At 48.8% G+C, this 12,816-nt stretch carries 11 protein-coding genes; 7 read left to right on the top strand and 4 right to left on the bottom strand.

The window, feature by feature from the left end:
• The first annotated feature begins 28 nt into the window (after nucleotides 1-28).
• Together QGP82_RS03355 and QGP82_RS03350 are read left to right on the top strand one after the other, a co-directional pair.
• On the top strand, nucleotides 29-805 hold the full coding sequence (locus QGP82_RS03355; RefSeq protein WP_163661143.1) for a metal ABC transporter ATP-binding protein: 777 nt from the start codon (nucleotides 29-31) through the stop codon (nucleotides 803-805).
• Entirely contained in the window at nucleotides 798-1,700 is a 903-nt protein-coding gene (locus QGP82_RS03350) for a metal ABC transporter permease (protein WP_284681701.1), read from the top strand. Before QGP82_RS03355 ends, QGP82_RS03350 begins: the two co-directional genes overlap by 8 nt.
• A 26-nt stretch (nucleotides 1,701-1,726) precedes the next feature.
• On the opposite strand, the gene QGP82_RS03345 is transcribed toward QGP82_RS03350, so the two are convergent.
• Nucleotides 1,727-4,243 (bottom strand): HD family phosphohydrolase, encoded by a 2,517-nt coding sequence (locus QGP82_RS03345; protein WP_499057068.1) that lies wholly within the window; start codon nucleotides 4,241-4,243, stop codon nucleotides 1,727-1,729.
• A 478-nt stretch (nucleotides 4,244-4,721) separates the two neighbouring features.
• On the bottom strand, nucleotides 4,722-5,510 hold the full coding sequence (locus QGP82_RS03340) for an ADP-ribosylglycohydrolase family protein (RefSeq protein WP_163661138.1): 789 nt from the start codon (nucleotides 5,508-5,510) through the stop codon (nucleotides 4,722-4,724).
• A 190-nt stretch (nucleotides 5,511-5,700) separates the two neighbouring features.
• Here QGP82_RS03340 and QGP82_RS03335 point away from each other — a divergent pair, with 190 nt between their 5' ends.
• The gene (locus tag QGP82_RS03335) at nucleotides 5,701-6,396 is read left to right on the top strand and encodes a peptidoglycan-binding domain-containing protein (protein ID WP_499057066.1); all 696 of its coding nucleotides are present in this window, start codon (nucleotides 5,701-5,703) and stop codon (nucleotides 6,394-6,396) included.
• Nucleotides 6,397-6,410: 14 nt separating this feature from the next.
• Here the strand turns inward: QGP82_RS03335 and QGP82_RS03330 are convergent, their stop codons facing one another.
• A complete protein-coding gene (locus QGP82_RS03330; RefSeq protein ID WP_250564732.1) occupies nucleotides 6,411-6,707 on the bottom strand; it encodes a hypothetical protein in 297 nt (98 codons plus the stop codon).
• 160 nt (nucleotides 6,708-6,867) lie between these two features.
• The gene (hisF, locus tag QGP82_RS03325; protein WP_163661733.1) at nucleotides 6,868-7,629 is read right to left on the bottom strand and encodes an imidazole glycerol phosphate synthase subunit HisF; all 762 of its coding nucleotides are present in this window, start codon (nucleotides 7,627-7,629) and stop codon (nucleotides 6,868-6,870) included.
• A gap of 170 nt (nucleotides 7,630-7,799) precedes the next feature.
• Here hisF and petP point away from each other — a divergent pair, with 170 nt between their 5' ends.
• The 4 genes from petP (at nucleotide 7,800) to QGP82_RS03305 (ending at nucleotide 12,778) form a co-directional block, all read left to right on the top strand.
• Nucleotides 7,800-7,994, top strand: a complete 195-nt coding sequence (gene petP, locus QGP82_RS03320; protein WP_036021259.1) for a cytochrome b6f subunit PetP — start codon at nucleotides 7,800-7,802, stop codon at nucleotides 7,992-7,994.
• A 105-nt stretch (nucleotides 7,995-8,099) separates the two neighbouring features.
• Complete coding sequence (locus tag QGP82_RS03315; RefSeq protein ID WP_499057064.1) at nucleotides 8,100-9,182, top strand: Get3/ArsA fold putative tail anchor-mediating ATPase NosAFP; 1,083 nt, start codon at nucleotides 8,100-8,102, stop codon at nucleotides 9,180-9,182.
• Nucleotides 9,183-9,236: 54 nt separating this feature from the next.
• Nucleotides 9,237-10,253 (top strand): chlorophyll synthase ChlG, encoded by a 1,017-nt coding sequence (gene chlG / locus QGP82_RS03310; protein WP_163661132.1) that lies wholly within the window; start codon nucleotides 9,237-9,239, stop codon nucleotides 10,251-10,253.
• Between the two features lie 149 nt (nucleotides 10,254-10,402).
• Nucleotides 10,403-12,778 carry a transglycosylase domain-containing protein gene (locus tag QGP82_RS03305; protein WP_499057062.1) on the top strand — a complete coding sequence of 792 codons (2,376 nt, stop codon included), beginning with the start codon at nucleotides 10,403-10,405 and terminating at the stop codon, nucleotides 12,776-12,778.
• The last annotated feature ends 38 nt before the right edge of the window (nucleotides 12,779-12,816 follow it).

Raw genomic sequence — 12,816 nt, 5'->3', positions numbered from 1 at the left:
TACTCTGTCCTTTACTCCTTAGCCAACGATGCGATCAGATACTTTTGGCATCACTGTCGAGAACATTAGTGTTACTTACAGCAATGCCCACCTGGCTTTGTACAACGCTAGCTGTTATGTCTACCCTGGCACGATTACGGGCTTGGTTGGTCCCAACGGTGGGGGCAAATCCACGCTGTTCAAAACCATCATGGGGTTTCTCAACCCTAATCAAGGACGAGTACACATTGACGGCCTTTCCGTAAAAATGGCGCAAAAGCGTCAGCTCATGGCCTATGTCCCCCAATCAGACGACGTGGACTGGAATTTTCCGGTGAGTGTGTCGGAGGTGGTGATGATGGGGCGTTATGGCTACATGAATATGTTGCGCATTCCTGGGCGTGAGGATCGTCGACAGGTGGCGGAGAGTTTAGACCGTGTGGGTATGGCTGATTTTCGTCAGCGGCAGATTGGCGAATTGTCGGGGGGGCAGAAAAAACGAGCATTTTTGGCGCGGGCGATGGCGCAAAATAGCCCAGTGATTTTGCTTGATGAACCGTTCACTGGGGTAGATGTGAAGACGGAAAAGCGGATTGTCAATCTACTGCTGCAATTACGTGAAGAGGGACACACGATTTTAGTGTCTACCCATGATTTGGCGTCGATTTCTACGTTTTGCGATCGCACCATTCTGCTTAACCATACTGTTCTGGCCGAAGGCACCACCGCCGATACCTTCACCGAAGAAAACCTGTCCATGACCTTTGGCGGTTTGCCATTGAGCAGTTTATCCAAGGTAAATTTATCGAGACAACGCTATGAGTAATCTATGGGCTATCAGTGGAGCAGTCTTAAGCCCCCTTTGGCAGTGGGTCAGCGAGCCACTCCAGGCTGGCTTTATGGTTAAAGCCCTGTGGGTCAGTGCCTTTGTCGGTGTCGTGTGTGCCGTCTTGTCTTGCTACATCACCCTCAATGGCTGGTCTTTAATGGGTGATGCGGTTTCCCATGCAGTAGTACCAGGTGTAGTGGTGGCCTATGCCATAGGATTACCCTTTGCCTTGGGGGCTTTTATCTTTGGGTTTGGGGCCACGGTGCTCATCGGCTATGTAAAATCCCAAACGCGACTTAAGGAAGATGCCGTCATTGGCGTGATTTTCACTGGTTTCTTTGCCTTTGGGCTGGTATTAGCCACCAGAATCCCGAGCAATGTAGACCTGTTTCATATTTTGTTTGGCAATGTGTTGGGGATTTCCCGGTCAGATATCGTGCAAACCTTAATAGCAGGTATCGTCACATTAGTGATCATTCTGCTGCGCCGTAAGGATTTGCTGCTTTTTTGTTTTGACCCTAACCATGCCAAAGCCATTGGTCTCAACACTCAGCTAATGTACTACACGCTGCTGTCGGTGCTAGCGCTGACTATTGTGACAGCCTTGCAAACAGCAGGCATTGTTTTGGTGGTTGCCCTGCTAGTGACGCCAGGAGCCACAGCCTATCTACTGACCGATAGGTTTGACCATATGCTAGCGATCTCAGTTGCTACCAGTGTGCTTTCCTGTGTTTTAGGCACCTATCTGAGCTATCACCTGGATGTTTCGACGGGGGGCAGCATTGTTGTTCTAATGACTGTTCTGTTTGGTTTAGCCATGGTGTTTGCCCCTAAGTACGGCATTTTGGGGCAACGGTTGAGGCGTCAGATGCAGGTGAGTCAAGAGCTCTAAGGGCTTATACCATTTCCTAGCCAGCCTTACCTTGCGGTTAGTGCGCCTTTGGGATAGGCGATGCGTTTGTGGTTGAACTGCTGCCACACTTGCACAAATACATTGGCGATGATGTCCATGTCTTTCCGGGTGAGGCAAGAGTCAATTAACTGTTTATCTTTCCAGCGAGCGCGAAGAATTTTGTTCACCATGGCATAGGCCTCTTCGGCGCAGGCTTCTTTGTTGAGCGATCGCAATGCCGCTTCACATGAATCTGCCAGCATGACAATGCCGGTTTCAGGAGATTGGGGAATCGGGCCATCATAGCGAAAGTCTTCTTCGCGGATCTCCATCTCAGGATTTTCCTTGGCAATTTCCTGGGCCTGATAGTAGAAGTAGCTGATCAGCATGGCTCCCTGATGCTCAGGAATAAAGGCCTGAATCGCCTTGGGGAGTCGATGTTTACGAGCCATGACTAACCCTTTTGTTACGTGCTTTTTGATAATGTCAGCGCTGACCCATGGATCGTCGATCAAATCATGTTTGTTAGGTCCTCCCATCTGGTTTTCAATGAATCCTAAAGGATCATGCATCTTGCCAATGTCGTGATAAAGCGTCCCTGCGCGGACAAGCTCAACATTGTGACCCAAGGCACGGGCAGCAGCCTCTGCCAAATTAGCCACAAACATGGTGTGTTGAAATGTGCCAGGGGCATCCGCCGCTAGACGTTTGAGGAGAGGACGATTGGGGTTGGATAATTCAGCCAGACGGATGGGGGTGACCACATCAAATACTGACTCTAGATAGGGGCTTACCCCCAGAGCAACAATACTCCAGGCGATACCGTAGACCCCAAACAGAGCTGAATCACGAATGACGGTGTACCAAAGGGAGGCGGCAACACTGTTGAACATGAGGGTCAAGACTAGGTGAATGACACCTTGGGTGAGACCGACCACACCACCTAGTAGGGCAAATTCTTCTCGCGATCGCAACCGTGGTGCAATCCATGCCCCTACCAACGCTGCGCAGGCTGCTGAAAATAGAGATAAAAAGGCGACTGAGCCCCCTACTGGTAATAGAATCACCAATAGGACAATGGTGACTGCTCCCAAAATGTAGCCATAAAAGCTACCCAGTAATAGGCCAACAGCTGGTAAACCTAAGCCAGGTATTCTCAGGGCCATTAACACAGCGACGCTGACAATGAGACACAGCACCAATAGATGATCGCGCTGCCGTAGCCCCCCTGCTTGCCAATGGTCGATCCATAGCAATAAGCCAACACCGACACTCACTAATCCACCAAAGCCAGCAAAACCTAACCAGTTAATGCGTCGCTGGGTCATATTAAAATGATCCAGCAAGACAAAATCTCCTTGGGTGATGGCCTCTCCTTTTTCGACAATCGCGTCACCCTGCTCAATAGATACAGTTACTGTTTGGACCTCATTTTCCACCTGTTCAGCCCGTAAACGCGTTTGTTCTTGATCCTCAATCAGATTAGGGCGTAAAACAGAGCTAATGATCTTGGCGGTGATTTCCTTGGCGATGGTTTCTTGGGCTAGCAGCTCATCGCGATTAAGAATAGTGGAATCTGCTAAATCTAAGGTTCCTTGGAGCTGAGTCTCGATGGCCTGTTGCCATAGTACGATCGGTGTACCTTCATGAATACCTTGGGTCAGCATTCGATTTAAGACTAAGCGACTGGTGGTTTGAACAGCTTGCCAACTGGGCTCACTTAAATCAAAAAGTCTGGTGTCTAATGGCTGACCACCATCACGAGTCGTCAGACTCTGTAGTTTGGGTTTAGTGGCTGCTAACTGTTGTCGATTAGCATCCACCTGACTCCGTACAGCTGCCATGGACTGGGGAGAGGTGCGGTCTCTTAGGCGTAATAGCTCGTTGAGGGCAATACGCTGATTCGTTTCTAAATTATTGAGACGTCCTTGTAGTGCGCCATTGGTTCCCTGTTGTAAGACACTGCTTGTCAGTGTGGAAATCTGAGTCAAACTCCAAATTTCCGTCCACTCCTCTGACGTGGTTTGGCGTAGATGTTGCTGGGTTCTAGTTGATAACTGAGCTGTTGAAATATAAGGGATATCACCAGCCTGCTGCCGTAACGTACTACCCTGGCTCAAGATGCCGTTGGCTTCTTCTAGAATCGCTTTTGTCTTTGCTTGATCAACCTGCAAAACAATAATAGAGCCACTGCGGGCCGCTTGGCGGTTGGCCTCAGTGGTGATCATGTCTGGCAAAGTCGCGTTGTAGGGCGCTATGAAGGTGTCGGCAGCGATAGTGCTTACAGTCAATGCCGGTTGGTTATAAAATCGCTGACCCAGTATGGCTGTCAGCAGCAACACTGTGAATACAATGGCAATTTGAGTTTGGTTGAAGGGATTGTGACGGGAAATAACGTAACGCCCCGTCGAATCATTGCCTGACTTGGTAGACTGACGGATTGATGTATTAGATCTTTGACGCAAAGACGTCGAAACTTGAGGTAACTGAGTTTTGCACCAGCCAACCGAAGTACGCAAACGTTGCCAAACTGCTTTGACCATGAATGTCACCGACTGCATGAAAGGCCTCAACAACCAAGGCTGCCATTATGAGCTACAGGTGTGAAACACCGCTGATTTAGTGGCCTAATAGCGTTAGACACCTGATAAAGGTGATGGAGGGCAATAAATTGCCCCTGGAAGTACCCTAGATGTCTCAAACAATCAACAGTCAACGCTTTGGTTTATTAGGGCTCATTAACTAGAACGTTGGCCATATTCTTATAGATTCTGTTGAGCTAATAATTACCCATACATTGTCTAAAAGAACGCATTTGAATCCTACGATTCAGTGCTGAACATGCACCCTAAATAACACTGTGCCAATCTGAGTCGGTCAGTGTTACTAACTTTAAATAAGCAGTCGCCTAAGCGTACCACTCTTTTCATCCTCAGCTTTAATGGGCAACTGTGTTGGAAGATGCTTAGCATACCCATGCAGCTATTATAGCTAGCTCTATTTTAAGAGAGGGGGCAGAGCCTATAAATCTAGGGGGAATACTTCGCAGTTGGCTGAAATATTAGCAATACCAGCCCAATGGCGATAGAGTTTGCTAGCAATTTGCTCAAGGGAATGCCTTTGCTCAGGGGGGATTGTCAGTATCCACCTAGTTGGAATAACCGACATACCGCCCCAAGCGCCAAGTAAACAGCCAATCATTGCTGGTATTGGTGTGACGATGTCTGGGTGTGCGATCGCTAAGGCCAAATTTTCTCGGTAACTTAGGGATTGTTGGATGGCTAATACCATGATCGCTGAGGGCTGAGGATCCAGCGCTTCAAGATTGAGTGTGGGTGACGGGGGATCTAAGCACTCGATGATGTGCTGGGCTTGGGGTATAAGACTGGCTGGATAGTCGGATAGCTGTTGGCTGAGGTGCTGACTCAGCAATGGAGGTGAGTGTTGAGTGACTGGATTGTAGTGCATGAGCCATGCTAAGCAGTCACCCAATATGCCAAGAGTTGCCATAGTCTCAGTCACACTTATAGCCTCGGTGTGATGGCCTGACTCTATGATTTGCGCTAGCCAACGATGACGGGCATCGCTGTTATCGTGATGATGTAACAACCAGGGTAGCCCTAGGAGCGGATTAGCATCTGTGGGTGTTGGCTGCAATAGGTTTTGCTGTGTACCGTGCAGCCATGATTGATATAGGGGGCTCTCATGGAGAGGCAGCCACGGGCCTCGATAACCAGCTCCATAGCTATGGCCTAGATAGGCTCCCATCAGACTCCCGTGAAATTTAGCGGCGATTGATATAGTCGGCATAGTTTCTCTGGAGTAAGACTGAGCAGCTTGTAATGAACCCAATAACGTTACAGGGCTTATGTCTAATACCTAGAAATATCAATTTATCTGGACGCAATCAGCATGCTGTGCCATCGTATTGTTTAACTTTGACTGGGCGTTAAACTTGATTGGTCTATGCCCATGCCACACATTATGGTGAGCTCTTCACATGAAACGTTGGGGTTTATTTACGATCTCTAATCTTTGTTTGTCAGCAGCTGTTGCGGGATTGATGTCAACAGTTGTATTGGCGGAAATAGAGGGTTCATCCCCAGAGCAAAGCGATGAATTGAATGCTGCTGGAACTGCTTCCCTCAAACAAGCAGGTTCGGTTTTAGGACCGGGCAGTACAGGTTCTGACGTCAAAAGAGTGCAGGCGATGTTAGCGCTGATGGGCTACTATTCCGGTGCTGTAGATGGTACCTATGAACAGATGACCCTGGAAGCTGTTCGTCAATTTCAAGTCGATGCGGGATTGACTGCGGATGGATTGGTCGGACCTTTAACATGGCGTCGGTTATTGCCCACACCAGAAAATTTGACAGAGCCTATCGAACCGCAGGTTTCCGCAGACGCAACTGACGAGACAGCAACCGTGTCAGATGATGATAGCAACGACGATTCATTGGCTGAAGACACCATCGTTGCGACGGCAGGCAATGTGCCAATTTTGCAGCTAGATGATTCTGGAGTTGATGTTAGCCGTTTACAAAATCGTTTGGCTGACCTCAATCTTTACCAAGGGCCTATTGATGGTGTGTTTGGTTTTCTCACAGAGGAAGCAGTACAGGAGTTTCAACGTCGAGTCGGCTTAGAAGTAGATGGTGTCGTTGGGCCAGCTACCTGGTCAGAACTATTCAAGTAACAGTATTAAGGCTGCTACTTAGGTAAGCTTGCTACATCAAGTGAGTACAGCTCAGCATCTAAGGACGATATCTGTTCATCCAATACTAGGAAACCAGACGGATATTGGTCTTTCAATAAAAGCTCACTCTGGTGCATGTACACCATGTAATCGCTCATAAGAAAGTAAACACCGACCATGGCGGCGGCAGCAGAAGCCACCAAAAAACCTGCCAGCATGAGAGAGAACTCTTGGCTGACTAAAGCCCTATCCATGAGACGTAGGGCCCAAAAAACTAAACCGGTAACGATGGCTATTATGAGAAGAGTCATCGATTAAGAAGTAAGTAGGCCTTAAAGATTTACTATTATCTTTTACATATTGTAACAGAGTTATCATAAAAGCGCCTTGTCTAACGGCAATATTTTATAAGTCCGAAAGAATTGGTTGAAGTATCTGATGTATAAGGTTTTTGAGGACTCGAATCTGGCCTTAGGGCCTGATGGTTACGTTTTTTTCTGCTAAATGAGTTTTAATTTCTGCGACTGTAAGCTCACCGTAATGTAGCAGGGATGCCAGTAGGGCCGCTTCTGCTTGACCGCTGGTTAGTGCTTCATGAATATGTTCACAGGTTCCAGCCCCCCCTGATGCGATCACTGGAACGCTCACTACTTCAGCGATGGTGCGGGTCAGATCTAGGTCGTATCCGGCTTTAGTGCCGTCAGCATCCATACTTGTCACCAGCAGTTCACCAGCACCTCGGGCGACAACATCTTGAGCCCATGAGATCGCATCTAGCCCAGTATTTTCTCGACCACCCCGCACAAAGACATCCCACCCTGAGTTATCAGAGCGGCGTTTGGCATCAATGGCCACCACAATGCACTGACTACCAAAGCGATCGCTGGCTGTTTGAATAAAGTCAGGATTACGAACAGCGGCAGAGTTGATGCTGACCTTATCTGCTCCAGCTCGTAAAAGGGCCTTGATGGTTTCAACCGAATTAACGCCACCCCCGACGGTCAGAGGAATAAAGACCTGCTCTGCCGTCCGATAGACGACATCAAAAATGATGTTGCGATCTTCATGGGTGGCTGTAATGTCCAGAAAGACTAGCTCGTCGGCTCCTGCTGCGTTATAGGCTTGAGCGAGCTCAACTGGATCGCCTGCATCCTTCAGCTCTACGAAATTAATGCCTTTCACAACGCGACCCGCTTTGACGTCAAGACAGGGCAAAATTCGCTTAGCCAGCATAGGTGCTTCCGTAAAGTAGACAAAAAATAAATAGAGCGCTTGCTGGCATGGCTCCAGCAACAGTTCTTCAGGATAGCTTACAAAGAGCAAGACACTGATAGACTGAGGATTAGTTTTAATTCTTAATATTTGTCAATCTTACCCAGAGAGGAGAATCTTGGAGTATGGCTTTGGATATCGGACAAAAGGTAAAAGTTGTACGCGTACGAGATCGGGTGTCTGATAACGTTGCCAAGCGTCTAGGGCAAGAGGGCACGATTACTCAGTTCAAAATGGTTGATGGCAGTGGTGTGGGCGTTGTCGTTGAGTTTTCAGATCAGTTTTCTAGCTGGTTTTTTGAAGATGAACTGAAGCAAACGACCTAAGCCGTTGTTGAGCATGTCTGTTTGACTATTACATAGGAGCACCTAGAAATAGGTGCTCCTAATTAGAGTTGTTCAGATCATCCGCTAGTTCTGTATTTATCACTGATGGCGCTAATTCTTACGTTTTTAGGCAAGGGAGGCAGTGGTCGCTCAACATCTGCGATCGCAACCGCCAAAAAACTATCGACCCAGGGTCAGCGTGTGTTGCTGGTCACTGAAGATGCTGGGCCAGGGTTTGGTCTGCTTTTAGGCCATGCTGTTACAGCCGCCCCTAAGCCAGTGTCTCCGACTTTATCGGTGGTTCAGCTGCAATTTACACAGCTCCTGGGACAAAATTGGGAGCAGTTAAAAAAGCTTGAAGCCCAATATCTAAGGGATCCCTTTTTCAAAGCCGTATATGGTCAAGAGCTGAGTTTGTTGCCAGGGATGGACCAGGCGCTTACCCTCAATGCGCTGCGGGAATACGATGCCAGCAGCGACTATGATGTCATCGTCCATGATGGTCCAGGAAATCAGGCGAGTCTACGAATGTGGGGGATGCCAGCGGGCATAGACTGGTACTTCCGACGATTCAAGCAAGTATTCCAGGAATCACAATTCTCTAAATCAGTAATGCCCTTTGTGCAGCCCATTGCTGGTGCAGTGCTTAGCGGTGGTATGTCTGGTGATTTATTTGACCAGCCCCAAGTGGCGGAAAGTACAAATCTGGTAGTTAAGGGCATTGCTGCCGTTAAAGACCCGATGCGAGTGCGAGCTTATCTGGTATCTACCGGTGAGCAGGTTGCGATCGCAACTGCTCGCTACCTTTGGGGGGCCGCTCAGCAAATAGAAATGACTGTGGGTGGAGTCTTGCTGAATCGTGCTGATACTAGTCAAGATTTCGAGCCTTTGCCGGTCCATACGTTGCCTCAGTCCAGCGACTGGCAGCCTTTGATGAATTCTTTGCCAGATTATATGGCGGCTCCTTCAGTGCCAGCCCCTGTAGAGATTGATTTATCTAGTAATACCGTCCGTCTGTTTTTACCAAGCTTTGATAAAAAACAGATTCAGCTCACTCAATATGGCCCAGAAGTCACCATTGAAGCTGGGGACCAGCGTCGGAACTTAAGCCTGCCGAAGTCTTTGAACGGTCGTTCGGTGACTGGAGCTAAGTTTCAATCTGGCTATCTCATCTTGACCTTTGGGTAAGGTTTTGATCATTTCCATTTCTTTGTTAATACCACTGCTAATACCTTCGAAGCTATGGCTGACAATTCTTCTCCAGTAACGTCCAGCGCCGATGACCAGGTATCGGCAGCATCAGAAGGTTCCAAGGCTCGTCAGCTATTGGGGATGAAAGGTGCCGCCGATGGTGAAACGTCTATTTGGAAAATTCGTCTGCAGTTAATGAAGCCAATCACCTGGATTCCTCTGATTTGGGGCGTCCTTTGTGGTGCGGCCTCATCAGGGCATTTTGTCTGGAGTGTGGACCATGTGTTGGCATCCTTAGCCTGCATGTTGATGGCAGGACCTCTGCTGACAGGGTATACCCAGACCATCAATGATTATTATGATCGAGAGCTAGATGCCATTAACGAGCCTTATCGTCCTATCCCCTCTGGGGCAATTGCCCTCGGGCAGGTGCAGCTGCAAATTTGGGTGTTGTTGCTGGGGGGAATTGCAGTCGCCTACGGTTTGGACCGTTGGGCAAGTCATGATTTTCCGATTTTGACAGCGCTGGCAATAGGCGGTTCATTTGTGTCATACATCTACTCTGCTCCACCGCTTAAGCTCAAGCAGAATGGTTGGCTTGGTAACTATGCCTTAGGTGCTAGCTACATTGCTTTGCCATGGTGGGCGGGGCATGCTCTGTTTGGTCAGCTTAATCCCACTGTCGTTGTGCTGACATTGCTCTACAGCATGGCTGGTCTAGGGATTGCTGTTGTCAACGACTTTAAGAGTGTTGAGGGTGACGAGGCTCTGGGCCTTAAGTCTTTACCAGTGATGTTTGGTGTGGGGACTGCCGCTTGGATCTGTGTCCTAATGATCGATATTTTCCAAGCCGGAATGGCCACTTACCTGATCGCTATTCACAAGAATCTCTATGCAGTGCTTTTAATCTTGATGATTATTCCGCAAATAACCTTTCAAGACATGTATTTTCTGCGGGATCCGTTGGCTAATGACGTGAAATATCAGGCAAGTGCTCAGCCATTTTTAGTAATTGGTATGCTGATTTTGGGTTTGGCGCTTGGCCACACTGATTATTTGGTGAGTTAGGTCAGATTCTGATAGCCTTTTTGGAGGTGTGTCAAGATATTTCAACCAGGTTTTGTTAGTTTCAGGTGCAAATTCTCATCGCAAAGCGAACCAACGGGTGCTAACAAGGTAACCATTTTTGAAAATGGGTTAGGTAGGGTTTCTTTAACGTGGCTAATTGGATTGGCAAAGTCAAAAATGATCGGTTTAAAACAGCTTCTGTAGGTGCTACTAAAGTTGTTAAACAGAAACGGCCTAAGCCTCTCTATAAGAGCGTTTTGTTTTGGCTGGCGCTGTTGGCAGGAGCTGGTATAGCTGGGCCAGCAGCCCGTGGCTATCGATTTTGGCAAGAAGCCGATGCCAATTTGCCCAATGTGTCCGATGCTTTGACCTTTGAGCGTACGGGGACCATCACCATTAAGGCCGATGATGGTAGTGTTCTTCAAAAAATTGGTCCGGCGACCCAGGAATATCTGGAGTTTGACGATATTCCAGATACGTTAGTCCAGGGGTTTATTGCCTCTGAAGATCGTCGGTTTTACGAGCACAATGGTATTGACTACAAGGGTATTGCTCGGGCCATTAACTCTAACCTGCGTAATCGGCAGTTGTTAGAAGGGGCCAGCACAATTACGCAGCAGGTCGCCCGGATCATCTTTTTGGACCAAGACCGGAGCTTTCAGCGAAAGTTTCGAGAAGCCTTACTTGCCAATAAATTAGAGCAAGAATTAGGCAAAGAGAAAATCCTAGAGCGCTACCTAAATCTGGTGTATTTAGGGGCAGGTGCCTACGGCGTGGCCGATGCTGCCTGGATTTATTTTGGTAAGACGGTTGAAGAGCTGACGGTTTCGGAAATTGCTCTGATTGCGGGCATGGCTCCTGCTCCCAGCTTTTACTCGCCGCTGGTGGATGAAGCGGCGGCCCGTCAGCAGCGGGATAAAGTCATTAGTCGGATGCTGGAAAATGGAGTGATTTCTCAGGCCCAGGCTGATACAGCTTATGAGAGTGAGGTAACGACTACGCCCAACGAGCCTAAGTTTCTCTATAGTGAGTTTCCCTACTTCACTATTTATGTGCAGAAGCAATTGCCTCAGCTGATTTCTCAAGACGAGATTGAGGCAGGTGGTCTAGTGGTGGAAACTAGCTTGAACCCTAAATGGCAGCGGGCGGCTGAAACCACACTGGAAGAAGTCTTGGAAGAATATAGTGGCTGGCAGCGCTTTGAGCAAGGGTCAATTGTTGCGCTGAATCCTAAGACTGGTCAGGTTCATGCAATGGTGGGGGGCACTGACTTCGAGGACAGTCAGTTTAATCGGGTTACTCAAGCTCAGCGCCAGCCTGGTTCTACGTTTAAGGCATTTGTTTATAGTGCTGCGATCGCAAGCGGCATGTCTCCCTATAAGGGCTATGTTGACGCCCGCTATGTTGTCGATGGTTATGAGCCTAAAAACTACGGCGATCGCTTTAGCGGTAACGTTGAACTCCGTAGGGCGTTAGCATCCTCCATTAACATTGTGGCCGTTAAGGTTCTGGTGGAAGTTGGCTTTGAACCCGTGATTGCTTTAGCTAAACGGATGGGCATTAAATCAGATTTATTGCCCGCTTATTCCTTGGCTTTAGGGTCTTCAGAGGTGAATTTGCTGGAGCTTACAAATGCTTACGGTACATTAGCTGCCAATGGTAAATATGTGGAGGCCCACGGCATTAAGCGAATCACCAACCGTACTGGCGAAGTGCTGTATGAGTTTGTCGATGAGCCTAAGGCGGCCATTGATGAAACCTCCGCCGCCATCATGACCTGGATGATGCGCAGTGTAGTTGACGGTGGCACTGGTAGCAACGCCTATATTAGTGGTCGACAAATAGCAGGAAAAACAGGAACCTCTGAGAAAAATCGAGATCTGTGGTTTATCGGTTTTACGCCTCAGCTGGTGGTGGGTGTTTGGTTTGGTAATGATGATAGTAGCCCCACTCGCGGGGCAAGTAGTACAGCGGCTTACGCCTGGCGGCAGTTTGTTTCTCAATTCATTGAAGATCTGCCAGTGGAAAAATTCCCAGAACTACCCCGTTTGTCAGGTCGGAAGGGGTCAATTGAGGCAAAACCCATAAAACCAAGGAAAGTTGTGGCAGACAAGGCAGGCAGCCGTTCTTCGAGTGAACCTGAGCCCCAAGCTTCCCCTCCACAGCGTTCAGAACCTGAACCTGTCGAAGAAAATTCAGCCCCAGCAGCGGCATCTTCCGAGCCTGCAGCTCCAAGAAGACAACCGGAAGTGGGTCGTAGCAGTCGTCCGGCCCCAGCACCTGCTCCTGTTGCTCCGGCCCCGGCCCCGGCCCCGGCTGTTCCAGCGGTTACGTCATCTGACCCTGAGCCAGTGGCTGCCCCCGCGCCGATTGCGCCAGAGCCTGCTCCTGTTGCTCCGGCCCCAACTCCAGAACCCTCGGCTCCAGCGGCCCCGGCGGCTCCGGCCCCAGCTCCGGCGGCCCCGGCCCCAGCTCCAGTTGCGCCAGCGCCAAGTCCAGTGGATTCAGGAGCGTCTGCGGAGTAAAATATAAAATGTAAATAATTGCTTAGATGCGTTGCGTT

The sequence above is a fragment of the Leptothoe sp. LEGE 181152 genome (genome assembly GCF_032906605.1).
In the GTDB taxonomy this organism is placed as follows: Bacteria; Cyanobacteriota; Cyanobacteriia; order Phormidesmidales; family Phormidesmidaceae; genus Leptothoe; species Leptothoe turfae.
The sequence above is the reverse complement of the archived record's forward strand: the minus strand, read 5'-3'. Positions and strand labels throughout refer to the sequence as shown.

What these genes read in the sequence shown, in the direction of transcription:
- QGP82_RS03355 (WP_163661143.1), top strand. Translation starts at nt 29, where the DNA reads ATGCGATCAGATACTTTTGGCATCACTGTCGAGAACATTAGTGTTACT.
- QGP82_RS03350 (WP_284681701.1), top strand. Translation starts at nt 798, where the DNA reads ATGAGTAATCTATGGGCTATCAGTGGAGCAGTCTTAAGCCCCCTTTGG.
- QGP82_RS03345 (WP_499057068.1), bottom strand. Translation starts at nt 4,243, where the DNA reads ATGGTCAAAGCAGTTTGGCAACGTTTGCGTACTTCGGTTGGCTGGTGC.
- QGP82_RS03340 (WP_163661138.1), bottom strand. Translation starts at nt 5,510, where the DNA reads ATGCCGACTATATCAATCGCCGCTAAATTTCACGGGAGTCTGATGGGA.
- QGP82_RS03335 (WP_499057066.1), top strand. Translation starts at nt 5,701, where the DNA reads ATGAAACGTTGGGGTTTATTTACGATCTCTAATCTTTGTTTGTCAGCA.
- QGP82_RS03330 (WP_250564732.1), bottom strand. Translation starts at nt 6,707, where the DNA reads ATGACTCTTCTCATAATAGCCATCGTTACCGGTTTAGTTTTTTGGGCC.
- hisF (WP_163661733.1), bottom strand. Translation starts at nt 7,629, where the DNA reads ATGCTGGCTAAGCGAATTTTGCCCTGTCTTGACGTCAAAGCGGGTCGC.
- QGP82_RS03315 (WP_499057064.1), top strand. Translation starts at nt 8,100, where the DNA reads ATGGCGCTAATTCTTACGTTTTTAGGCAAGGGAGGCAGTGGTCGCTCA.
- chlG (WP_163661132.1), top strand. Translation starts at nt 9,237, where the DNA reads ATGGCTGACAATTCTTCTCCAGTAACGTCCAGCGCCGATGACCAGGTA.